Source organism: Nitrosomonas sp. Nm33 (assembly GCF_900107265.1).
In the GTDB taxonomy this organism is placed as follows: Bacteria; Pseudomonadota; Gammaproteobacteria; order Burkholderiales; family Nitrosomonadaceae; genus Nitrosomonas.
In genome coordinates this window covers 1-21,588 of sequence record NZ_FNPJ01000006.1, presented here as the reverse complement: position 1 = coordinate 21,588, position 21,588 = coordinate 1, and the positions used below count along the sequence as shown (strand labels likewise).

The following is a 21,588-nucleotide window of genomic DNA, read 5'->3' as shown; positions in this document are numbered from 1 at the left end:
GCTTGATTGGTGAGTTAAGCTCATGACATATAGAGACATTTTCGAGATTTTCTCATTCACCAGAATGATGAGACCGCTACGAGGTGCATCGTATATCGCTCCAGGCGCGAATACGGCGTTGCTCTTCGTTGCAGGGAGTGACCCTGCGGCCTCATCGCGCCTTGCCTCGCACCTGGATCACCGCACGCTCCGCCCCATCCAACGGCGATTTTTAGGTTGATTTCTTTCACAATAACCGGCTTTTGTCCCCCTGGATAAATCCCATTAGCGGTTGATTGATCCCTCTGCCATAAGCGATCACCTTGAATAATTCACCCATTTCAGCTGGACTGACTAATCTTTGCAATTGATTGGCTAATGGCAAGTATTGGTGGGGAATGTCAGCTGGTGTTTGAGAAAGGATCTCGGTAATACCGCAATTGATCAAGAAGTGTGCTTGGGTGGTATAGCCAAGTAACTGCAGACCGCTATCCATTGCAACCTCGGTGATCGCGCTAAAATCAACGTGACTGGTGATATCCTGCAATCCTGGCAAATAAAAGGGGTTATCGTGAACATGGTGACGATAATGGCACATCAGTGTACCCTGGCTGCGCTGCGGATGATAATACTCGCTTTGTCCAAAGCCATAATCAATCAGCAGAATGACTCCTCGGCGCAGTATCTGCGCCAGACTGCGCATGAAATGTCGATTAGCTAAACTGATTTCACTGAGGTAGCGGAAGGAATCGTGATTCATTGCATCTTTAAATGATGGTAATTCCTGGGTAATCTCAAACAGCTCTCCGGCAATCAAAGGACGCTCCTGCCATTCAAAAGCCTGCTGATTCCAGGTAACACCGCGTTCGTAGAGATGATGATCTTGCCATGCCACTAAATGAACCGGCATGGCATCGAGCACCTCATTGGCCAGCATAAGTCCGTCAAATTCGTGTGGCAAGCTGGTAAGCCATTGAACGGATGGAACAAGATGCGGTGCATATTTTTCGAGTAATTCGCGCTGCCGCTGCTGTAAATCAGCGCTAACTTCCAAGATAAAGTATTGTCTTGGTAAATGGTTCAATTGCTCCAGTTCAAGCAGCAGATCAAGCGCCAGCTTGCCGGAGCCTGCACCAAACTCCAGAATATCGCTGTAACCGACCAATTCAAATGCCTGCGCAGCCTGCCGCGCGATAGTTTTACCAAATAATGAAGAGATTTCTGGTGCCGTGACAAAATCGCCGGCATAACCAAATTTAGTGGCGCCAGCACTGTAGTAGCCCATACCAGGCGTGTAGAGCGCAGCTTCCATAAAATCGGCAAATGAAATCCAGCCACCTGCGGTATTAATTCTTGTCTGAATAGTGTTTTGTAACGCTTCACTATGTTGAAGTGCGATTTCGCTGGGGGAAGGTAAAGTAATGGGAGGCATGTGGGTGGAACGGTATTGTTTATGGTAGATTATAAAAAAGATTATAAATGATGTTGCGCATGTGAAAGGGGAATAGTGAATGACTTTGAAAAACAAAGTGATTCTGGTTACAGGCGGGGCGAAACGGGTGGGAGCGGCCATTTGTTGCAAATTGCATGCTCAGGGTGCGAATCTGATGGTACATTACCGCTCTTCACAGAATGATGCACAAATGTTACGACAAACTCTCGAACAAATGCGCCCAGACTCGGTTGAGTTGGTTCAGGCCGATCTACTAGAGATGGAGCGAATTCCAGGTTTGATTGAGGAAACTGTGCGGCGGTTTGGTAAACTGGATGCATTGGTGAACAATGCTTCCAGTTTCTTTCCTACACCGATTGGTCAGCTGACTGAACAAGCTTGGGTAGATTTGATCGGTAGCAATCTTAAAGCGCCCTTGTTTTTATCCCAGGCAGCGGTACCTTATTTGGAAAAGCAGCACGGTTGCATTGTTAATATCGTGGATATCCATGTGGAACATCCTTTAAAAAACTATGTGATTTATAACGCAGCCAAGGGTGGATTGGCTGCGCTTACTCGATCGCTCGCCTTGGAGCTGGCTCCATTTATTCGTGTCAATGGCGTAGCGCCCGGTCCTATTATGTGGCCAGAGCATGAAGAATGGATTGATCAATCGTTACGCAAAGAGATCATAGACAGGACGCTGCTCAAGCGTATGGGAGAGCCCGAGGATATTGCCAAAGCAGTGTATTTCCTGATTGCGGATGCACCGTTTATTACCGGTCAGATCATTGTAGTGGATGGCGGACGCAGTATCAATTTGTAATGACTTATTCCCTTTCCAAATCAAACATGACGCAAGAGCGAGCCACAGGCAGTATAAATAATACGGCAAGGAGAAGCCGACAAAGTCAGGTTTGATTTAGAAATGGAATAAGATACTGATAATCCCATTCTCAAACTAAGAATGAGGTGGAACTGACAAAGCCATTTTTGATTTAGAATTGGTATCATCCTAAAAGCGGTTTATAGGATGATTAGTTATTCGCCAAACGCATCCCTAATCCACTCTATCTTCTGATCATGATGACCTGTCAGCAGGACGGCATCAAACCGGCAGGGAGGTGTAGCGTTCAATCTGGATAGATAGTGTCGGGCAGCACGAATGAGCTTGCTTTGCTTGGCTGTCGTAATGCTGGCTGCAGCACCGCCAAAGGAATTATTTGATCGCATTCTGACTTCGACGAAAACCAATGTTGCTCCCTCTCTCATGATGAGATCGATTTCACCAAAACGGCAGCGGTAGTTTTTTTCGAGCAGAACCAGGTGCTGACGTTGCAAGAACAGGGCGGCCAAGTGTTCTGCATCATTTCCTTTCATGGTGACTTATTTTTGGAGTCTGAATATGTTGAGGTTGTGCGACAATTCGTATTGGAAAATATAATCCTAGATTCCTCAGTTGGGCGGGATGGAGTGTGTGGTTTTGCGAGTGCAGGGCAAGGCGCAACGACGCGGAATGATCGTTCCATTCCAAGGAGTTGCAACGCAGCCATGTGCTTGCAAAATCGCGCAATCCGTCCCGTAGCGGAAACACCCAGAAGGTGAGAATGAAATTTATAGGAATGGTTATTATATTCATAATGTTAACATCAAAATGAGCGATCAACTGAGGAATCTAGGATAATTCCATTTCTAAATCAAAGCTGACTTTGTCGGCTTCTCCTTGCCGTATTATTTATACTGTTCGCAGCTCGCTCTTGCGTCATGTTTAATTTGGAAATGAAATAAGAAACCGACCAACATCAAGAATGCTGACCAAAAGCACATTATATGTAGTTGCCACACCGATTGGAAATTTACGCGATATCAGTTTGCGCGCACTGGATGTGTTGGCGGCAGTCGATGTCATTGCGGCTGAGCATATTCATATCACACAACGCTTGCTGGTGCATCACGCGATTCATACCCGGCTGATTACACTGCATCAACACAACGAACGTGCTGCTACCGAGAAAATCATTACTATGCTGGCAGCGCAAAAATCAGTTGCTTTGGTAACGGATGCAGGGACCCCCGGTGTTTCTGATCCCGGTGCGCTGTTGATTCATCATGTCAGAGAACAAGGCTATCGGGTCGTACCCATTCCAGGGGCAAATGCAGCCGTGTGTGCGCTCTCGGCTTCGGGCACAGTAGCACCTCATTTTTTATTTTATGGCTTTCTGCCGACTAAGCCGGGTGAACGCAAACGCAAGCTGGAATCATTGAAATCCTTAACATCCTGTATCCTGATTTTTCATGAAGCACCGCATCGCTTGCTGGAATGTGTGACTGACATGATTGCAGTGTTTGGTGAACAGCGTCAGATAACAATTGCCAGGGAACTTACAAAATTATTCGAAACAATTTATACCTCCGATTTGGGTAACGCCCTGACATGGCTGCAATCTGATGAAAATCAGCAAAAGGGTGAATTCATATTGCTACTGTCTCCAGCAGCAATAGAAGATAGCAAACTGATTACCGAGCAGGCAGAACATACGCTGCATATCTTGATGAAAAATTTGCCCTTGAAGCAGGCAGTACAACTGGCAGCCGAGATTACCGGAGAAAACAAAAAAAAGTTGTATGCATTTGCTTTGTCTAAGAAAGAAGCATTATCCTAGCTATCAAAGACTCGTGACACTTTTATGGGAACAACTCTAACATTTACTCGCCCTGACGATTGGCATTTGCATTTGCGTGATGGCAAGCAAATGCAGGATATCTTGCCTAATACTGCTCGACAGTTTGCCCGAGCGATCATCATGCCCAATCTCAGACCACCGATTGTCACCGTTGAGATGGCAGCAGCCTATCGAGCACGTATTCTTGCGGCCTTGCCGGAGACTATGCAGGAACATTTCGAACCGCTCATGACCCTTTACCTGACTGACAATACTCCTCCAGCAGAAATCAGACGGGCTAAAGAGAGTGGTATTGTGCATGCAGTCAAACTCTATCCCGCTGGTGCGACGACTAACTCCGATGCCGGTGTGACGGATATTGCAAGATGCTTAGCAACCTTAGAAATAATGGAACAGCTTGGTATGCCACTGTTGGTGCATGGTGAAGTAACTGACACTGAGATCGATGTATTCGATCGAGAAAGCGTTTTTATCGATCGGGTGCTGCAGCCGCTTATACAACATTTTCCGAGGTTGCGCATCGTATTCGAGCATATCACGACGCGTGAAGCTGTCGAGTTTGTACGTGCAGCCCCGAAAAATATCGCGGCTACTATTACTGCTCATCACTTGTTGTTCAATCGCAATGCTCTATTTTTAGGTGGTATCCGACCTCATCATTATTGTTTGCCTGTTTTGAAACGGGAAACTCACCGCCTTGCCTTGATTGAGGCCGCGACCAGTGGTCATCCCAAATTCTTCCTTGGCACAGATAGTGCTCCGCATCCAGTATCGAGTAAGGAAAGTGCCTGTGGATGTGCGGGCATTTATACTGCCCATGCAGCGATTGAATTTTACGCAGAAGCCTTTGAACAAGCAGGTGCACTGGATAAGCTGGAAGCATTTGCCAGCTTTCATGGTGCGGATTTTTACCGCCTACCGCGTAATACTGATCGTGTGACCCTGATCAAGGAAAGCTGGAAAATTCCTGAGCAACTAAAATTTGGGGAAGAATCACTGGTTCCGCTGCGCTCGGGTGAATACCTTTCCTGGAAGATATTGGTTTGAACCTGGATTCCTTAGTTGATCACTCATGTTGGTATTAACATTATGAATATTATAATCTTTTCATCCCATCTAACTAAGGAATCCAGGTTGGATGGATTTGTTGAAGGGAGAAAAATAAATAAACGAGGTAATCCCCCGGCTTTGCCGGGGGACTATTAAAGGTTTGACCGTGTGATACGGTCACCTTGATTCTTTTAGCTTGATCAAGAGCCAGGAGAATCAAATGAGAGATTATCAGAGTTTGGCCCATACAACATGGGACTGTAAGTACCACGTTGTATTTATTCCGAAGAGAAGGAAAAAGGTGATATTTGGAGTAATACGAAAGCACCTTGGGAAGGTATTGCACGAGTTAGCTGAGCAGAAAGAATGCCTGATCATGTACATATGTGCATTAGTATTCCGCCGAAGTACTCAGTGTCTTACGTAGTAGGGTATATCAAGGGGAAAAGTGCAATATCGATAGCACGAAAGTTTATGGGGGAATCGAGGAATTTCACAGGTGAAAGTTTTTGGGCGCGTGGTTATTTTGTATCGACCGCAGGGTTGGATGAAGAGATGGTTAGAGAATATATCCGACATCAAGAGAAGGAGGATGAACATTATGATCAGCTCAAGCTTGGTATGTGATGCCACCTTTAGGTGGCGCCAATTCTTGCCCCCTTGAGGGGCTAACAGAAATAAGCCTCCGGCTCTGCCGGAGGTAATTTAACTCAGTGCTCCATTTTTACTTTACCCGTTTCTTCTAGTAGCTGAACATCGAATAAGATTTCGCTATCTCGGGATGATAGTTTTTTCTCTTCAAAATTCCACCATCCGCCACCCAGCGCCACAAATAAAGCGGCAGTGTCTTGGAAACGCAGGGCTAATGTTTGGAGGTAGTTTAACTTGCTTTGAAAATACTGACTTTGTGTAATTAAAACTTGTTGGTAATTAACGAGACCCGCCTGATAATTAGTCTGTATTAACTGCATCCTTTCTTGCACTAAATTAAGTTCTTGTGACTGATGTTGCAGTGCTTCAGCGTCATATTTCAATGCAAGCAAAACATCAGCCACCTGACCCAAGGCATCAAGGATAGTTTGACGATATTGTGCACGGGATTGTTCATAGGCATCGATTGCCGCTTTACGCTGAAACCATAAGATGCCACCACGAAATAACGGTGCAACAAAATTGGTGCCGATGCTCCAGAAGTTACCACTACTTAGAAAAATGTCCAGGAGATTGCGGTTATTTTGACCATAAGTACCACTCAAGGTGAAACTGGGAAACATAGCTGCAGTAGCAATACCAATATTAGCGCTGTTTTCATGTAACTGAGCCTCAGCCAGTAAAATATCAGGGCGCTGGCGTACCAAGCTGGAAGGTAGCGTCAGGGGTAGGTTAGTGGGCAATGAGAGGTCAGCCAAATCTATTCTTGGAAGCTCACGCTCTCCTGGGAGCTGACCGATCAATGTAGCAAGTAGGTGCTCTGCTTGGCTGTACTTTTGTTTGAGCAGGGGGAGCGAGGCCTCCAGTACTTCGAGCTGTGTTCTCAAGTTGACTAGACTTTCGTAGGTGATGATGCCTGCTTGCAACTGGAATTCAGTAAGCTTGATTTGCGCTTGCTGTGATTCAATCAATTGCTGGGTTGTTTGAATCTGAGCTTCGTAAGCTGCCCGGGCAATCACGGTATTCACTATATTGCCAATTAAAGTCAAATAGGTAGCTAGTACTGTATAGCGTTGCATATCCCTCTTGGCGCTGAGGCTCTCTACAGTACGCCGCTGGCCTCCAAATACATCTAGGGTATAACTAACGGTGGCAGAAAGTGTGTAAAGATTGAATACTGCGCTAGCAGGGATCCCAAAGCGAGCAGTCGAGAATTTTTGGCGACTTACCCCTCCTGTGAGATCAATCTGCGGATAGAAAGTCCCATAACCTGCGCGCAAATTATCCTGGCTTTGCTGTAAAGCTGCCTGTGCCGCTTGTAAGGTTGAATTATTGGTGATTGCCTCCTTCACCAATGCATCTAGCTTGGGAGACTTGAATAGCTGCCACCAATCAGCTGCAATCTCAGCACCGTACTCAAAATACTGGATCTGATCATCTACCGAGACGGTCTCTTGCAATTGTTTGCCAGGTATATAGCGATCAGTCTCTGGTGGTTGCGGGCGAACAAAATCGGGTCCAACAGCACAACCTGTAGCTGTCAGTAGCCAGACTACCCAAAGTCCGCCTACTATGCACTTTGCCTTGACATGAAAAAAACGTTCGTACATTTACGGGTCCTCGTTCTCCAACGTACGCCCTTTCTTTCAAGATCCATTATTATTCCATTCCTAAATTAAACCTGACTTTGTCGGCTTTATCTTGCCGTATTATTTATACTGTCTGCGGCTCGTCTTCGCGTCATGGCGTCATATTTGATTTGGAAATGGAATAAATGGTCTTGGGTTTTCGCTATCATTCACTCTCTTCGATATAAACATCTACCAGCTGACCAGGGTACAACTGAAAATCCTTTGGTTTTTCAAACTGAAAAAGAACTGGTAATACTCTGACATCCACTCGTTCTGTTCGTTGATTCGATAATTGGATCTTTGGTGAAACATAGGGTTGCAAACGAATGAATTGCAGAGGAACACGAATGTTGGTACCTCGAATCGACATTTGTGCATTCATTTTTGATCCATCAGGAAGTCGGTGAATCAGGATCTCATCGACATAGCATCTAACGGCCAGATTGTCTTCTGCATTACCCATGGCAATAATGGGTTTGAAATTTTCTGTGTAGGTATCATAGACACCTTGTGGTGATATATGGCTACCCACTGCAGCTCTTATTGACAGGATGACGCCATTGACTGGTGCTCTAATAGTATACTTGGCCAGCAAAGCACTGCCAGCCTGATAAGCTTTGGATAAAGCGATGTATTGCCGTTCCTGGCTTTGGATATCGTAACTCCAGGCTCCAGCCTTAGTCAGATTGTAATTTCTCTGGGCAATCTCAAGACTGGCCTTGGCAACCTTGGCGGCATTGATCGCATTATCCAGACTATCTTTGCTGACCGATTTGGGATCCATGTCATGGGAGTTTTGCAGTTTTTCTAATTGGGTTTCAGCAGTTTTTAGATTTGCTCTCGCAAAATCCAGTTGCGCTTTAGAAACCTCCAGAACTTCTTTTCTCGGTTGGGCTTTTAATTCTTCCAGCAGCGCATAGGCTGCCTCGGATTGTGCACGTTGTTGCTCCACAGTTGCGCGTTGAATTGAGTCATCTATTTGGAGTAAAGACTCTCCCTGCTTAACGGCTTGTCCTTCAGCCACCAAAATTTGAGTAATGACGCCTGCAACTTCTGGATAAAGATTGATATTTTCTCCTGTGGGTTGATAGCTCTCGATAATGCCCGTCGAGTAGATCCCCTTGGCATAAGGGTTGGGCGCCGGATTGAAAAGAGGTGGTTGTGGTTTCTTTTGTGTACTGAATAGATAGGCGCTCACCCAACCAGCAATAACTCCGCATATGGCAATGACGATAATGATCTGGTTTCTCAATCATTTCTCCCTTGCTCGATACCGACAATTTTGCCATCCTCCATTCTCATCATCCTGTCGGCATACTCAAAAATACGATTATCGTGAGTAACAATCAATATACATCGCTTATCTGTGAGAATGTTGTTTTTCAAAAAATCCATGATACGCCGTCCGGTATCCCCATCCAGCGAGGCGGTGGGCTCATCAAAGATCATTAAATCCGGTTGACTGACCAAAGCTCTAGCTAATGCAACACGTTGCTGCTCCCCACCGCTCAACTTCACCGGCGGAAGATCCGCCTTGTTTTTGAGCCCTACAATCTCTAAGTAATGTGCTGCTTCTTTGATGGATTCATCCCAGTTCTGTTTTTTCAGGATTAGAGGAATAGCGACATTCTCGGCTGTAGTGAGGCGCGGAAAGAGATGATAATCCTGGAAAACAAAGCCAACTTTGTTTAATCGGAATTCAGCGATCTGATCTGGTGTCAGCTTCCAGATATCCACACAATCTATTGCTACGGTTCCCGAATTTGGACGTAGCACACCAGAAATCATACTCAATAATGTCGTTTTTCCGCTTCCTGATGGCCCTACAATAAATAATATTTCCCCGAAGTAAGCTTCGAAACTGACCTCTCTTACCGCAAAGGTTCTGAGATCACCTTCACCAAACCATTTCGTTAATTCATTAGCAGAGATTGCAGGCTTCACGTCATTATTTAATTTATAAAAAACTGGAATAATTAAATCAGGTAATGCTTATGGCCGTTCTATCTGACAAGATAGCGTTTCCATAATTAAACTCATTCATTCTATGAGCTATATTTTGACTATCCGATTTTGAAGTCAGTTTGATTCAGCTTCTAAAAATGTCGAAAGGCTCAATCTTTAACACCTTCCTTATTCCAACATAACTCGAGATTCCAGCGATGATCAGAACCATTACAAACGCAAAAGACAGGGTAGTAAAAGTAATATTGGCGGAATAATCTGGAACTTTGAGTTTTGCGATGGTGATGATAAGAGTACAAAAACCCACTCCTAATCCATATCCAATACCCGCTGCGAGTGCAGCTTGAAAAAGAATCATATAAACGAGTTCTTTTCCCTTGATACCAATTGCCTTCAGTGCACCAAATTTTTCGAGATTTTCCAGTATGAAGGTATAGAATGTTTGTCCTGATATTGATAGGCCGACCAGGAAGCTCACAATCGTCATGATGAAAATATTTGTTCCCAGCCCGGTTTTATATTTATAATAATCGGAAATTTTTTGCATGAATTCTACTTCGGTGAGTGCCTCATATCCCAGCTGCTTGACTTGGTTTTGAATATGGGGAATTGCGTCATTACTTTTCGGTTCAACGAGAATAAAAGCAATCGTATATCGTGTTGATGGGATATACTGAATCGCTCTACTATATGTCGTATAAAGAGTAGGAATTCCGAATAAGCCGCTACTTGCTACTTTGGCGATACCCACGATAACGCCGCGATGATCATTAAGCTCAAAATCTGTGCCTAAGCGAGGATTTTCTAATTTGGAAATTTCTGTATCCTCAACAACGATGAAGGCATTTTCAGCATAGATATCTTCAATCTTACCCTCGATCAGTTCAGGGCGGCCGACCAGACTATTATCATCTAAGCCTAAAACAGTAACGGATTGGAATGTTCCACTTTTAAGCTTGACTAATGCACCCCCGGAATATAATGGAACAGCATATTTGACACCATCAATGCTGCGAACGGCATCAAGTACATAATCGGGCATAGGGATGCTGCTTGCAACGTTATTTACTGCTGGATCTAGCACCCATACTTGAGCTCCCAGGTTAATGACTGTTGAGGAAGCTTTTGTGAGAATACCAGTAAATATGGATGTCATCTGTACCATGAGAAACACGGCAAAAGTAATTCCCACCAATAAGGCGGCATATTTACCTTTGTCGTTTACGAGAAGCTTAAAGGCAAGTTTCAGAATCCCTTTCATTTGCCATCCCCTCTAATAGACTCATTGTGTGAGCAATCGACATGGATGATGAACACTGCAACGTGCATCCATTATGGGTAATGAATCTTGGTTATCTTGGGCGATTATCGCATCTTTTCCATTAATCGTTCATGCAGTATTTTCTTGTTTTTGGTTGGAGGGATTTGTCAGTTTTTCATGGTACGAATTTTTTCCGTACACCAATTTATATCGATCGTATTTTACTGATCAAAGAGAGCCGGAAAATACCTGAGTAACTCAAATTAGGGGGAGCGACTGATTTTGCTGAGGGCGAGTGGGAATATCTCTTATTCCATTTCTAAATCAAACTATTCATTTGATTTTTTTTGGTTTTCTTACATATTAATTTTCTGATAGAGTCAGGTGAAGATTATTGGCTGGCTTGCCTGGGAGGAGGGGAGGCTGGCTGGCTAGAATGTCGCTGGTGTTTTATGCCAGCGACAGACAGAAATTTACATATGGCTTTGTAACCAGTTCTGAATACCAACCTTTTGCATGACATCTAATTGTGTTTCCAGCCAATCGATATGCTCTTCTGTATCTTCAAGAATATGTTCAAAAATTTCTCGCGAAACATAATCCTGAGCTGTTTCACAGGCAGCAATCGCAGCGAGCAGTGTTTTACGTGCGGTATTTTCCAGAGTGAGATCACAAGCCACGCATTCCTGCGGCGATTCGCCGATCAAAAGCTTCTCTAGATCCTGTAAATTGGGTAATCCATCCAGGAATAAGATACGCTCAATGAGTTTGTCAGCGTGTTTCATTTCCTCGATAGATTCGTGATATTCATACTCGCCGAGTTTGTTAAATCCCCAGTTTTTATACATCCGGGCATGGAGAAAATACTGATTGATCGCGGTTAATTCATTTAATAGCTGACGATTTAACCAATTAATAATGTCTGCATTCCCTTTCATAATTGTTTCCTTAGACAGGTTGACTCGGAGTAGGGTTAGGTGCCAGGGGGATGGGTCGGTGTTTCTTGCATTAACGCTTGATCGAGCACATTTTTTGCGTGGCAGGCACAGATGCCACACTGTTCGGTAATACCCAGACTGACTTTAAGATCACGCATCCGTTCAGCGCCTTGAAGAACAGCTTCGCGAATTGCATGATCAGTAACCCCCTTGCAGACACAAATATACATGAAATACGCCTTTTGTCGATTGGTTTGAAAGTTGTTTGCTCTTATAAATATAAAGAAAACAATATTGTTAATGAGAATTATTATTAATTATATTTGCTTTTATAGAAAAAATGCAAACTATTGTTATTGTCTTGTAAGCCTATGTTTAATTTTAAGATTTTTTGTTTGTACTTCCTGCGCCATTTAAAATACGCAGCACAAGATCAGAAGTAGAAATGCCCGGTGTATAGTCGATTTCTTTAATCATATGGTGTGGTAGCGTCATGCATAATTTATATTTTTCTATTCGCTCCTCCTCAGAAGCGCAGGCAAACGTATAAATTGCAAAGCCGTGTTTTTCCATAAACTCTGGCGTTGTATGAACGGGGCTCTCAGTTATAACCGCGTCAACGTACTTGCAAGCGGAAACGACTGCAGCACGCTCGGCCTGAGTCATGACTGGGAGTTTTCCTTTATTTTCAAGAACCCGCGCGTCTGAAACGACACAAACCGTTAAATGAGTGCCCAGTGCGCGTGCTTCCCGTAAGAAATTGACGTGACCCTCATGAAACAAATCCGCCACCATCCGTGTATAAACATGCTTCTGGGGTCGATTCCTAGGCCATGATGGAATATCTTGGCCTAAATATGATATTGCTCTTTCTAGCCATTGGCGACTGCGCAAAATGGTTACATCATCAGGATCTTTCAGAGCTATTTGGTGAGCATAAGACCATGCTTTGATCAGATCTCCTGATAGCCAGCGCTGAGTTAGACGGTGGTAAGCATAGCATCGTACCAACAGAGTAAATTTTTCAAGATTTAATGCAGATATGACCGTATCCCAATAGGGATTCGGGGTACGCCAATCACCATAGAAGGCAGTTAAAATTTTCTCGGGAGGTTGAGGGAACCATACATTCCCATACTCTGTGCTGTGTTGTATTAAATCGAATTTAGGAAAGACTGAAACCCGTTGATATTCTGCCGGGTGATCTGGCAAAGAGAAGCCTCCTACAATCTTATGATCACTTCTATGCTGTAGACCACATAGATCAAGGGTTATTCCAATTTCTGAGTGCACATAATCGCGGTAATTGCTGTAGTTGAAACCCATTGGTGTCTTGGACCATCCCATTTTTTCAAGGGCCTTGCAGCATGCTTCCCAGGATTCAATCCATACTGCAATATCCAGATCCTTATCAAACTCTAGCAGATGACCATTACGAACTAAACCGAGCAAGGTTCCAGCAAAAGGAAAAGCAGGTATTCCTTGTGATGCTAATTCTGCACAGGTTGTCCATAACAACTGTTCAGCTTTGCCAGAGGTGAAAATATTTTCTGTATCTGCTTGTTCTTTCACTTGTTTTTTTTTGGCTGGAGCTTTCCCAGATTTGGCTAATGACATCAAATGATTGAGTGCGGTAGTAAAGTGAGCATGAGCCGCTGTCAAATCAAGTAAGAGAAAGCTTGCTGTTCCCATTAGTTGCGCCCAGCGAGCTTTCTGGAAATCGCCTTGGACATGGTTATAGATACTTGCCGCATAGGCAGGAACATCCAATGCTCGTCCAGCTCGCATTGCCATGGAGCACCATAATTTGGCAACATCGGGTGACAATGGATGCTCATCTTTTAAGGGATCAAGTATTTTGGCTGCCTTATTTAGATTGCCGGTATAAATAAGATCCTGTGCGTGCTGTAAGGTGCTCTTAAATTTCTCAGTCATAGTAATTAATGATCACGATTTAATTCATATTATTCTTGTATTCTACTTATTATTTGTTAATATTGAGAATCACTCTCATTATTAAATATATGATGATCTAGAAAAATTTATTTTAATATACAAGGAGATATAACTAAATGACTATTAGTAAGGAACAGCGTCCCAATCTTAGCAACTCTGGAAATGTTTTTGAGATAATCGATGGTATCCAATTTCTCGGTTTTGGTTCGGGTGGATTTGGTAAAGATGATTTTCTGTTTATTGGTGATGAATTAGATAACTTCATTGAAGGTGGCATCGGTCATGACGAGATAGAGGGGGGTGATGGAAATGATACCCTAGTGGGTGGAGGTAACAATGATACATTGGATGGCGATGCCGGTAATGACGTGCTCGATGGCCAGGGGGGAACCGATAAGCTATTTGGTGGCGCTGGCGATGATATTCTGCTTGCCGGCGACGGCCATGATCAGTTGACTGGAGGGAGTGGGAGCGACACATTTGGTTTTTATGCATTGGGTCATTTTCGGGTGAAAGATTTCACTATTGGTGAAGATCGCTTATTTTTTGATTCTGAAAAACTTGGAATTAATAGTATCGAGCAACTTGTTCCATTTATAACAGATATTAAGGAAAGAGCGGATGGGGTTACCGTTGAATTTGGGTCAGAAGCATCGATCGATCTTGTCGGTATCCATTTAAACGATATTACGGCAGATATGGTCGTCTTTAATCTTTGAGGGATCTTTTCCTAATCACTAAACGCATTTAGCTTGTAACGGGATGTTTTTGTATTGAGAGATATTTAATCTACGAAAATTGCTGCTGCCCACGCGGCGCGCTTGTTGATTTTTGATCTGGTTGGAAAAAAAATATCCAGAGCGGCAAGGATCCTGCCTTGGTGCTCATCTGGCATGGTAAGTGGATAATACGCTTACCATGCTGCGTTTGATAATGAAAGATTAATCGTCGCCAAGCAACCAGAGCATTATTCACGGTGATGAAATTGAGGTTTTCATCATAGACTGCCTGCTCAATGGTCCGGAGGATCAGGCTCCCTTTCAGCGTAACGGTAACGAATTACCCTATATCTTAAACCAGGAATAACGCTTGAACAGCTGAATGTGGGGTCGCATCAAGAATGAGCAATAACGATGCTACCGTAGCACTTAACAAAGTACGACAGGCATTATTTGTAAGAAATTTGGGCTTTTAATTCTTCCAGCAGCGCATAGGCTGCCTCGGATTGTGCACGTTGTTGCTCCACAGTTGCGCGTTGAATTGAGTCATCTATTTGGAGTAAAGACTCTCCCTGCTTAACGGCTTGTCCTTCAGCCACCAAAATTTGAGTAATGACGCCTGCAACTTCTGGATAAAGATTGATATTTTCTCCTGTGGGTTGATAGCTCTCGATAATGCCCGTCGAGTAGATCCCCTTGGCATAAGGGTTGGGCGCCGGATTGAAAAGAGGTGGTTGTGGTTTCTTTTGTGTACTGAATAGATAGGCGCTCACCCAACCAGCAATAACTCCGCATATGGCAATGACGATAATGATCTGGTTTCTCAATCATTTCTCCCTTGCTCGATACCGACAATTTTGCCATCCTCCATTCTCATCATCCTGTCGGCATACTCAAAAATACGATTATCGTGAGTAACAATCAATATACATCGCTTATCTGTGAGAATGTTGTTTTTCACAAAATCCATGATACGCCGTCCGGTATCCCCATCCAGCGAGGCGGTGGGCTCATCAAAGATCATTAAATCCGGTTGACTGACCAAAGCTCTAGCTAATGCAACACGTTGCTGCTCCCCACCGCTCAACTTCACCGGCGGAAGATCCGCCTTGTTTTTGAGCCCTACAATCTCTAAGTAATGTGCTGCTTCTTTGATGGATTCATCCCAGTTCTGTTTTTTCAGGATTAGAGGAATAGCGACATTCTCGGCTGTAGTGAGGCGCGGAAAGAGATGATAATCCTGGAAAACAAAGCCAACTTTGTTTAATCGGAATTCAGCGATCTGATCTGGTGTCAGCTTCCAGATATCCACACAATCTATTGCTACGGTTCCCGAATTTGGACGTAGCACACCAGAAATCATACTCAATAATGTCGTTTTTCCGCTTCCTGATGGCCCTACAATAAATAATATTTCCCCGAAGTAAGCTTCGAAACTGACCTCTCTTACCGCAAAGGTTCTGAGATCACCTTCACCAAACCATTTCGTTAATTCATTAGCAGAGATTGCAGGCTTCACGTCATTATTTAATTTATAAAAAACTGGAATAATTAAATCAGGTAATGCTTATGGCCGTTCTATCTGACAAGATAGCGTTTCCATAATTAAACTCATTCATTCTATGAGCTATATTTTGACTATCCGATTTTGAAGTCAGTTTGATTCAGCTTCTAAAAATGTCGAAAGGCTCAATCTTTAACACCTTCCTTATTCCAACATAACTCGAGATTCCAGCGATGATCAGAACCATTACAAACGCAAAAGACAGGGTAGTAAAAGTAATATTGGCGGAATAATCTGGAACTTTGAGTTTTGCGATGGTGATGATAAGAGTACAAAAACCCACTCCTAATCCATATCCAATACCCGCTGCGAGTGCAGCTTGAAAAAGAATCATATAAACGAGTTCTTTTCCCTTGATACCAATTGCCTTCAGTGCACCAAATTTTTCGAGATTTTCCAGTATGAAGGTATAGAATGTTTGTCCTGATATTGATAGGCCGACCAGGAAGCTCACAATCGTCATGATGAAAATATTTGTTCCCAGCCCGGTTTTATATTTATAATAATCGGAAATTTTTTGCATGAATTCTACTTCGGTGAGTGCCTCATATCCCAGCTGCTTGACTTGGTTTTGAATATGGGGAATTGCGTCATTACTTTTCGGTTCAACGAGAATAAAAGCAATCGTATATCGTGTTGATGGGATATACTGAATCGCTCTACTATATGTCGTATAAAGAGTAGGAATTCCGAATAAGCCGCTACTTGCTACTTTGGCGATACCCACGATAACGCCGCGATGATCATTAAGCTCAAAATCTGTGCCTAAGCGAGGATTTTCTAATTTGGAAATTTCTGTATCCTCAACAACGATGAAGGCATTTTCAGCATAGATATCTTCAATCTTACCCTCGATCAGTTCAGGGCGGCCGACCAGACTATTATCATCTAAGCCTAAAACAGTAACGGATTGGAATGTTCCACTTTTAAGCTTGACTAATGCACCCCCGGAATATAATGGAACAGCATATTTGACACCATCAATGCTGCGAACGGCATCAAGTACATAATCGGGCATAGGGATGCTGCTTGCAACGTTATTTACTGCTGGATCTAGCACCCATACTTGAGCTCCCAGGTTAATGACTGTTGAGGAAGCTTTTGTGAGAATACCAGTAAATATGGATGTCATCTGTACCATGAGAAACACGGCAAAAGTAATTCCCACCAATAAGGCGGCATATTTACCTTTGTCGTTTACGAGAAGCTTAAAGGCAAGTTTCAGAATCCCTTTCATTTGCCATCCCCTCTAATAGACTCATTGTGTGAGCAATCGACATGGATGATGAACACTGCAACGTGCATCCATTATGGGTAATGAATCTTGGTTATCTTGGGCGATTATCGCATCTTTTCCATTAATCGTTCATGCAGTATTTTCTTGTTTTTGGTTGGAGGGATTTGTCAGTTTTTCATGGTACGAATTTTTTCCGTACACCAATTTATATCGATCGTATTTTACTGATCAAAGAGAGCCGGAAAATACCTGAGTAACTCAAATTAGGGGGAGCGACTGATTTTGCTGAGGGCGAGTGGGAATATCTCTTATTCCATTTCTAAATCAAACTATTCATTTGATTTTTTTTGGTTTTCTTACATATTAATTTTCTGATAGAGTCAGGTGAAGATTATTGGCTGGCTTGCCTGGGAGGAGGGGAGGCTGGCTGGCTAGAATGTCGCTGGTGTTTTATGCCAGCGACAGACAGAAATTTACATATGGCTTTGTAACCAGTTCTGAATACCAACCTTTTGCATGACATCTAATTGTGTTTCCAGCCAATCGATATGCTCTTCTGTATCTTCAAGAATATGTTCAAAAATTTCTCGCGAAACATAATCCTGAGCTGTTTCACAGGCAGCAATCGCAGCGAGCAGTGTTTTACGTGCGGTATTTTCCAGAGTGAGATCACAAGCCACGCATTCCTGCGGCGATTCGCCGATCAAAAGCTTCTCTAGATCCTGTAAATTGGGTAATCCATCCAGGAATAAGATACGCTCAATGAGTTTGTCAGCGTGTTTCATTTCCTCGATAGATTCGTGATATTCATACTCGCCGAGTTTGTTAAATCCCCAGTTTTTATACATCCGGGCATGGAGAAAATACTGATTGATCGCGGTTAATTCATTTAATAGCTGACGATTTAACCAATTAATAATGTCTGCATTCCCTTTCATAATTGTTTCCTTAGACAGGTTGACTCGGAGTAGGGTTAGGTGCCAGGGGGATGGGTCGGTGTTTCTTGCATTAACGCTTGATCGAGCACATTTTTTGCGTGGCAGGCACAGATGCCACACTGTTCGGTAATACCCAGACTGACTTTAAGATCACGCATCCGTTCAGCGCCTTGAAGAACAGCTTCGCGAATTGCATGATCAGTAACCCCCTTGCAGACACAAATATACATGAAATACGCCTTTTGTCGATTGGTTTGAAAGTTGTTTGCTCTTATAAATATAAAGAAAACAATATTGTTAATGAGAATTATTATTAATTATATTTGCTTTTATAGAAAAAATGCAAACTATTGTTATTGTCTTGTAAGCCTATGTTTAATTTTAAGATTTTTTGTTTGTACTTCCTGCGCCATTTAAAATACGCAGCACAAGATCAGAAGTAGAAATGCCCGGTGTATAGTCGATTTCTTTAATCATATGGTGTGGTAGCGTCATGCATAATTTATATTTTTCTATTCGCTCCTCCTCAGAAGCGCAGGCAAACGTATAAATTGCAAAGCCGTGTTTTTCCATAAACTCTGGCGTTGTATGAACGGGGCTCTCAGTTATAACCGCGTCAACGTACTTGCAAGCGGAAACGACTGCAGCACGCTCGGCCTGAGTCATGACTGGGAGTTTTCCTTTATTTTCAAGAACCCGCGCGTCTGAAACGACACAAACCGTTAAATGAGTGCCCAGTGCGCGTGCTTCCCGTAAGAAATTGACGTGACCCTCATGAAACAAATCCGCCACCATCCGTGTATAAACATGCTTCTGGGGTCGATTCCTAGGCCATGATGGAATATCTTGGCCTAAATATGATATTGCTCTTTCTAGCCATTGGCGACTGCGCAAAATGGTTACATCATCAGGATCTTTCAGAGCTATTTGGTGAGCATAAGACCATGCTTTGATCAGATCTCCTGATAGCCAGCGCTGAGTTAGACGGTGGTAAGCATAGCATCGTACCAACAGAGTAAATTTTTCAAGATTTAATGCAGATATGACCGTATCCCAATAGGGATTCGGGGTACGCCAATCACCATAGAAGGCAGTTAAAATTTTCTCGGGAGGTTGAGGGAACCATACATTCCCATACTCTGTGCTGTGTTGTATTAAATCGAATTTAGGAAAGACTGAAACCCGTTGATATTCTGCCGGGTGATCTGGCAAAGAGAAGCCTCCTACAATCTTATGATCACTTCTATGCTGTAGACCACATAGATCAAGGGTTATTCCAATTTCTGAGTGCACATAATCGCGGTAATTGCTGTAGTTGAAACCCATTGGTGTCTTGGACCATCCCATTTTTTCAAGGGCCTTGCAGCATGCTTCCCAGGATTCAATCCATACTGCAATATCCAGATCCTTATCAAACTCTAGCAGATGACCATTACGAACTAAACCGAGCAAGGTTCCAGCAAAAGGAAAAGCAGGTATTCCTTGTGATGCTAATTCTGCACAGGTTGTCCATAACAACTGTTCAGCTTTGCCAGAGGTGAAAATATTTTCTGTATCTGCTTGTTCTTTCACTTGTTTTTTTTTGGCTGGAGCTTTCCCAGATTTGGCTAATGACATCAAATGATTGAGTGCGGTAGTAAAGTGAGCATGAGCCGCTGTCAAATCAAGTAAGAGAAAGCTTGCTGTTCCCATTAGTTGCGCCCAGCGAGCTTTCTGGAAATCGCCTTGGACATGGTTATAGATACTTGCCGCATAGGCAGGAACATCCAATGCTCGTCCAGCTCGCATTGCCATGGAGCACCATAATTTGGCAACATCGGGTGACAATGGATGCTCATCTTTTAAGGGATCAAGTATTTTGGCTGCCTTATTTAGATTGCCGGTATAAATAAGATCCTGTGCGTGCTGTAAGGTGCTCTTAAATTTCTCAGTCATAGTAATTAATGATCACGATTTAATTCATATTATTCTTGTATTCTACTTATTATTTGTTAATATTGAGAATCACTCTCATTATTAAATATATGATGATCTAGAAAAATTTATTTTAATATACAAGGAGATATAACTAAATGACTATTAGTAAGGAACAGCGTCCCAATCTTAGCAACTCTGGAAATGTTTTTGAGATAATCGATGGTATCCAATTTCTCGGTTTTGGTTCGGGTGGATTTGGTAAAGATGATTTTCTGTTTATTGGTGATGAATTAGATAACTTCATTGAAGGTGGCATCGGTCATGACGAGATAGAGGGGGGTGATGGAAATGATACCCTAGTGGGTGGAGGTAACAATGATACATTGGATGGCGATGCCGGTAATGACGTGCTCGATGGCCAGGGGGGAACCGATAAGCTATTTGGTGGCGCTGGCGATGATATTCTGCTTGCCGGCGACGGCCATGATCAGTTGACTGGAGGGAGTGGGAGCGACACATTTGGTTTTTATGCATTGGGTCATTTTCGGGTGAAAGATTTCACTATTGGTGAAGATCGCTTATTTTTTGATTCTGAAAAACTTGGAATTAATAGTATCGAGCAACTTGTTCCATTTATAACAGATATTAAGGAAAGAGCGGATGGGGTTACCGTTGAATTTGGGTCAGAAGCATCGATCGATCTTGTCGGTATCCATTTAAACGATATTACGGCAGATATGGTCGTCTTTAATCTTTGAGGGATCTTTTCCTAATCACTAAACGCATTTAGCTTGTAACGGGATGTTTTTGTATTGAGAGATATTTAATCTACGAAAATTGCTGCTGCCCACGCGGCGCGCTTGTTGATTTTTGATCTGGTTGGAAAAAAAATATCCAGAGCGGCAAGGATCCTGCCTTGGTGCTCATCTGGCATGGTAAGTGGATAATACGCTTACCATGCTGCGTTTGATAATGAAAGATTAATCGTCGCCAAGCAACCAGAGCATTATTCACGGTGATGAAATTGAGGTTTTCATCATAGACTGCCTGCTCAATGGTCCGGAGGATCAGGCTCCCTTTCAGCGTAACGGTAACGAATTACCCTATATCTTAAACCAGGAATAACGCTTGAACAGCTGAATGTGGGGTCGCATCAAGAATGAGCAATAACGATGCTACCGTAGCACTTAACAAAGTACGACAGGCATTATTTGTAAGAAATCTCAGGGTTGTTTACAGAGAGGTTGATTGAAATAATGTTGGAGTATTTCATAAGGAGTTGAGTTATTCAAACTTTTATGTGGTTTGACAGTGTTATAAAAGTTAATAAAGCGGTCGAGTTGAGTTTGCCGGTCGGTGCAGTCTTTAAAGTTGGTGTGGCTATGCCACATCTGCATGAGGGTGCGGATAACACGTTCAGCTTTGCCGTTGGTTTGAGGTCGATTGATTTGAGTGAATTTCTGGCCGATGCCGTGCGTTTTGCAGGTTTTAACAAAAGCATGACTGTCAGTGCCTTTATATTCTTTGCCATTATCAGAATAAGCATAATCGATCTGGTAAGGGCATTGGGCGATGACGGTTTCGGTGAGGAACCAGGCGGCGCTATTCCGGGTTTTATCAGGCAAGATGGCTGCATAGAGTTCTCGGGAGAAGTCATCAATCGCGA

At 43.2% G+C, this 21,588-nt stretch carries 22 protein-coding genes and 1 pseudogene; 7 read left to right on the top strand and 16 right to left on the bottom strand.

Annotated elements, in window-relative coordinates:
• The first annotated feature begins 22 nt into the window (after positions 1 to 22).
• Positions 23 to 220 carry a hypothetical protein gene (locus tag BLV54_RS15380; RefSeq protein ID WP_143032393.1) on the top strand — a complete coding sequence of 66 codons (198 nt, stop codon included), beginning with the start codon at positions 23 to 25 and terminating at the stop codon, positions 218 to 220.
• 6 nt (positions 221 to 226) lie between these two features.
• Here BLV54_RS15380 and BLV54_RS02300 read toward each other — a convergent pair whose 3' ends face one another.
• Positions 227 to 1,411 carry a class I SAM-dependent methyltransferase gene (locus BLV54_RS02300; RefSeq protein WP_090567186.1) on the bottom strand — a complete coding sequence of 395 codons (1,185 nt, stop codon included), beginning with the start codon at positions 1,409 to 1,411 and terminating at the stop codon, positions 227 to 229.
• 85 nt (positions 1,412 to 1,496) lie between these two features.
• Between BLV54_RS02300 and BLV54_RS02295 the strand changes: the two genes are divergently transcribed.
• The gene (locus tag BLV54_RS02295; RefSeq protein WP_090567327.1) at positions 1,497 to 2,237 is read left to right on the top strand and encodes a pteridine reductase; all 741 of its coding nucleotides are present in this window, start codon (positions 1,497 to 1,499) and stop codon (positions 2,235 to 2,237) included.
• A 215-nt stretch (positions 2,238 to 2,452) separates the two neighbouring features.
• Here the strand turns inward: BLV54_RS02295 and BLV54_RS02290 are convergent, their stop codons facing one another.
• Entirely contained in the window at positions 2,453 to 2,791 is a 339-nt protein-coding gene (locus tag BLV54_RS02290; RefSeq protein WP_090567183.1) for a YraN family protein, read from the bottom strand.
• A gap of 428 nt (positions 2,792 to 3,219) precedes the next feature.
• Here BLV54_RS02290 and rsmI point away from each other — a divergent pair, with 428 nt between their 5' ends.
• The 3 genes and pseudogenes from rsmI to tnpA all read left to right on the top strand — a co-directional run bounded on the left by rsmI (position 3,220) and on the right by tnpA (position 5,772).
• The gene (gene rsmI / locus BLV54_RS02285; RefSeq protein ID WP_090567180.1) at positions 3,220 to 4,074 is read left to right on the top strand and encodes a 16S rRNA (cytidine(1402)-2'-O)-methyltransferase; all 855 of its coding nucleotides are present in this window, start codon (positions 3,220 to 3,222) and stop codon (positions 4,072 to 4,074) included.
• 24 nt (positions 4,075 to 4,098) lie between these two features.
• Entirely contained in the window at positions 4,099 to 5,142 is a 1,044-nt protein-coding gene (pyrC, locus tag BLV54_RS02280) for a dihydroorotase (RefSeq protein ID WP_090567177.1), read from the top strand.
• A gap of 304 nt (positions 5,143 to 5,446) precedes the next feature.
• A pseudogene (gene tnpA, locus BLV54_RS02275) lies at positions 5,447 to 5,772 on the top strand (IS200/IS605 family transposase).
• An 83-nt stretch (positions 5,773 to 5,855) separates the two neighbouring features.
• Here tnpA and BLV54_RS02270 read toward each other — a convergent pair.
• The 7 genes from BLV54_RS02270 to BLV54_RS02240 all read right to left on the bottom strand — a co-directional run bounded on the left by BLV54_RS02270 (position 5,856) and on the right by BLV54_RS02240 (position 13,526).
• Positions 5,856 to 7,406 (bottom strand): efflux transporter outer membrane subunit, encoded by a 1,551-nt coding sequence (locus BLV54_RS02270; RefSeq protein ID WP_090567174.1) that lies wholly within the window; start codon positions 7,404 to 7,406, stop codon positions 5,856 to 5,858.
• 184 nt (positions 7,407 to 7,590) lie between these two features.
• Entirely contained in the window at positions 7,591 to 8,679 is a 1,089-nt protein-coding gene (locus tag BLV54_RS02265; protein ID WP_090567169.1) for an HlyD family secretion protein, read from the bottom strand.
• Positions 8,676 to 9,371: an ABC transporter ATP-binding protein gene (locus BLV54_RS02260; RefSeq protein ID WP_090567166.1), complete on the bottom strand. Its 696-nt coding sequence runs from the start codon at positions 9,369 to 9,371 to the stop codon at positions 8,676 to 8,678. Before BLV54_RS02260 ends, BLV54_RS02265 begins: the two co-directional genes overlap by 4 nt.
• A 145-nt stretch (positions 9,372 to 9,516) precedes the next feature.
• A complete protein-coding gene (locus BLV54_RS02255) occupies positions 9,517 to 10,653 on the bottom strand; it encodes an ABC transporter permease (protein ID WP_090567157.1) in 1,137 nt (378 codons plus the stop codon).
• 473 nt (positions 10,654 to 11,126) lie between these two features.
• A complete protein-coding gene (gene bfr / locus BLV54_RS02250) occupies positions 11,127 to 11,591 on the bottom strand; it encodes a bacterioferritin (RefSeq protein ID WP_090567155.1) in 465 nt (154 codons plus the stop codon).
• A gap of 35 nt (positions 11,592 to 11,626) precedes the next feature.
• Positions 11,627 to 11,821 carry a (2Fe-2S)-binding protein gene (locus tag BLV54_RS02245; RefSeq protein ID WP_090567152.1) on the bottom strand — a complete coding sequence of 65 codons (195 nt, stop codon included), beginning with the start codon at positions 11,819 to 11,821 and terminating at the stop codon, positions 11,627 to 11,629.
• 151 nt (positions 11,822 to 11,972) lie between these two features.
• Positions 11,973 to 13,526, bottom strand: a complete 1,554-nt coding sequence (locus BLV54_RS02240) for an FAD synthase family protein (protein WP_090567149.1) — start codon at positions 13,524 to 13,526, stop codon at positions 11,973 to 11,975.
• 137 nt (positions 13,527 to 13,663) lie between these two features.
• On the opposite strand from BLV54_RS02240, the gene BLV54_RS02235 reads away from it, so the two are divergent.
• A complete protein-coding gene (locus BLV54_RS02235; RefSeq protein WP_090567146.1) occupies positions 13,664 to 14,266 on the top strand; it encodes a calcium-binding protein in 603 nt (200 codons plus the stop codon).
• A 449-nt stretch (positions 14,267 to 14,715) separates the two neighbouring features.
• Here BLV54_RS02235 and BLV54_RS02225 read toward each other — a convergent pair whose 3' ends face one another.
• The 6 genes from BLV54_RS02225 to BLV54_RS02200 all read right to left on the bottom strand — a co-directional run bounded on the left by BLV54_RS02225 (position 14,716) and on the right by BLV54_RS02200 (position 19,940).
• Entirely contained in the window at positions 14,716 to 15,093 is a 378-nt protein-coding gene (locus BLV54_RS02225; protein ID WP_090567163.1) for an efflux RND transporter periplasmic adaptor subunit, read from the bottom strand.
• On the bottom strand, positions 15,090 to 15,785 hold the full coding sequence (locus BLV54_RS02220) for an ABC transporter ATP-binding protein (RefSeq protein ID WP_090567160.1): 696 nt from the start codon (positions 15,783 to 15,785) through the stop codon (positions 15,090 to 15,092). The genes BLV54_RS02225 and BLV54_RS02220 overlap by 4 nt, the downstream gene beginning before the upstream one ends.
• 145 nt (positions 15,786 to 15,930) lie before the next feature.
• Positions 15,931 to 17,067, bottom strand: a complete 1,137-nt coding sequence (locus BLV54_RS02215; RefSeq protein ID WP_090567157.1) for an ABC transporter permease — start codon at positions 17,065 to 17,067, stop codon at positions 15,931 to 15,933.
• A gap of 473 nt (positions 17,068 to 17,540) precedes the next feature.
• On the bottom strand, positions 17,541 to 18,005 hold the full coding sequence (gene bfr / locus BLV54_RS02210) for a bacterioferritin (protein ID WP_090567155.1): 465 nt from the start codon (positions 18,003 to 18,005) through the stop codon (positions 17,541 to 17,543).
• Positions 18,006 to 18,040: 35 nt separating this feature from the next.
• Complete coding sequence (locus BLV54_RS02205) at positions 18,041 to 18,235, bottom strand: (2Fe-2S)-binding protein (protein ID WP_090567152.1); 195 nt, start codon at positions 18,233 to 18,235, stop codon at positions 18,041 to 18,043.
• Positions 18,236 to 18,386: 151 nt separating this feature from the next.
• Positions 18,387 to 19,940, bottom strand: coding sequence for an FAD synthase family protein (locus BLV54_RS02200; protein ID WP_090567149.1), 1,554 nt, complete (start codon positions 19,938 to 19,940; stop codon positions 18,387 to 18,389).
• A gap of 137 nt (positions 19,941 to 20,077) precedes the next feature.
• On the opposite strand from BLV54_RS02200, the gene BLV54_RS02195 reads away from it, so the two are divergent.
• On the top strand, positions 20,078 to 20,680 hold the full coding sequence (locus BLV54_RS02195; RefSeq protein ID WP_090567146.1) for a calcium-binding protein: 603 nt from the start codon (positions 20,078 to 20,080) through the stop codon (positions 20,678 to 20,680).
• 465 nt (positions 20,681 to 21,145) lie between these two features.
• On the opposite strand, the gene BLV54_RS17155 is transcribed toward BLV54_RS02195, so the two are convergent.
• Positions 21,146 to 21,547: an integrase core domain-containing protein gene (locus tag BLV54_RS17155; protein ID WP_371113268.1), complete on the bottom strand. Its 402-nt coding sequence runs from the start codon at positions 21,545 to 21,547 to the stop codon at positions 21,146 to 21,148.
• Between the last annotated feature and the right edge of the window lie 41 nt (positions 21,548 to 21,588).

Coding starts and splice junctions, on each gene's coding strand:
- BLV54_RS02290 (WP_090567183.1), bottom strand. CDS start 2,791: ATGAAAGGAAATGATGCAGAACACTTGGCCGCCCTGTTCTTGCAACGT.
- BLV54_RS02255 (WP_090567157.1), bottom strand. CDS start 10,653: ATGAAAGGGATTCTGAAACTTGCCTTTAAGCTTCTCGTAAACGACAAA.
- bfr (WP_090567155.1), bottom strand. CDS start 18,005: ATGAAAGGGAATGCAGACATTATTAATTGGTTAAATCGTCAGCTATTA.
- BLV54_RS02270 (WP_090567174.1), bottom strand. CDS start 7,406: ATGTACGAACGTTTTTTTCATGTCAAGGCAAAGTGCATAGTAGGCGGA.
- BLV54_RS02195 (WP_090567146.1), top strand. CDS start 20,078: ATGACTATTAGTAAGGAACAGCGTCCCAATCTTAGCAACTCTGGAAAT.
- BLV54_RS02200 (WP_090567149.1), bottom strand. CDS start 19,940: ATGACTGAGAAATTTAAGAGCACCTTACAGCACGCACAGGATCTTATT.
- bfr (WP_090567155.1), bottom strand. CDS start 11,591: ATGAAAGGGAATGCAGACATTATTAATTGGTTAAATCGTCAGCTATTA.
- rsmI (WP_090567180.1), top strand. CDS start 3,220: ATGCTGACCAAAAGCACATTATATGTAGTTGCCACACCGATTGGAAAT.
- BLV54_RS02300 (WP_090567186.1), bottom strand. CDS start 1,411: ATGCCTCCCATTACTTTACCTTCCCCCAGCGAAATCGCACTTCAACAT.
- BLV54_RS02245 (WP_090567152.1), bottom strand. CDS start 11,821: ATGTATATTTGTGTCTGCAAGGGGGTTACTGATCATGCAATTCGCGAA.
- BLV54_RS02240 (WP_090567149.1), bottom strand. CDS start 13,526: ATGACTGAGAAATTTAAGAGCACCTTACAGCACGCACAGGATCTTATT.
- BLV54_RS15380 (WP_143032393.1), top strand. CDS start 23: ATGACATATAGAGACATTTTCGAGATTTTCTCATTCACCAGAATGATG.
- BLV54_RS02205 (WP_090567152.1), bottom strand. CDS start 18,235: ATGTATATTTGTGTCTGCAAGGGGGTTACTGATCATGCAATTCGCGAA.
- BLV54_RS02215 (WP_090567157.1), bottom strand. CDS start 17,067: ATGAAAGGGATTCTGAAACTTGCCTTTAAGCTTCTCGTAAACGACAAA.
- BLV54_RS02235 (WP_090567146.1), top strand. CDS start 13,664: ATGACTATTAGTAAGGAACAGCGTCCCAATCTTAGCAACTCTGGAAAT.
- pyrC (WP_090567177.1), top strand. CDS start 4,099: ATGGGAACAACTCTAACATTTACTCGCCCTGACGATTGGCATTTGCAT.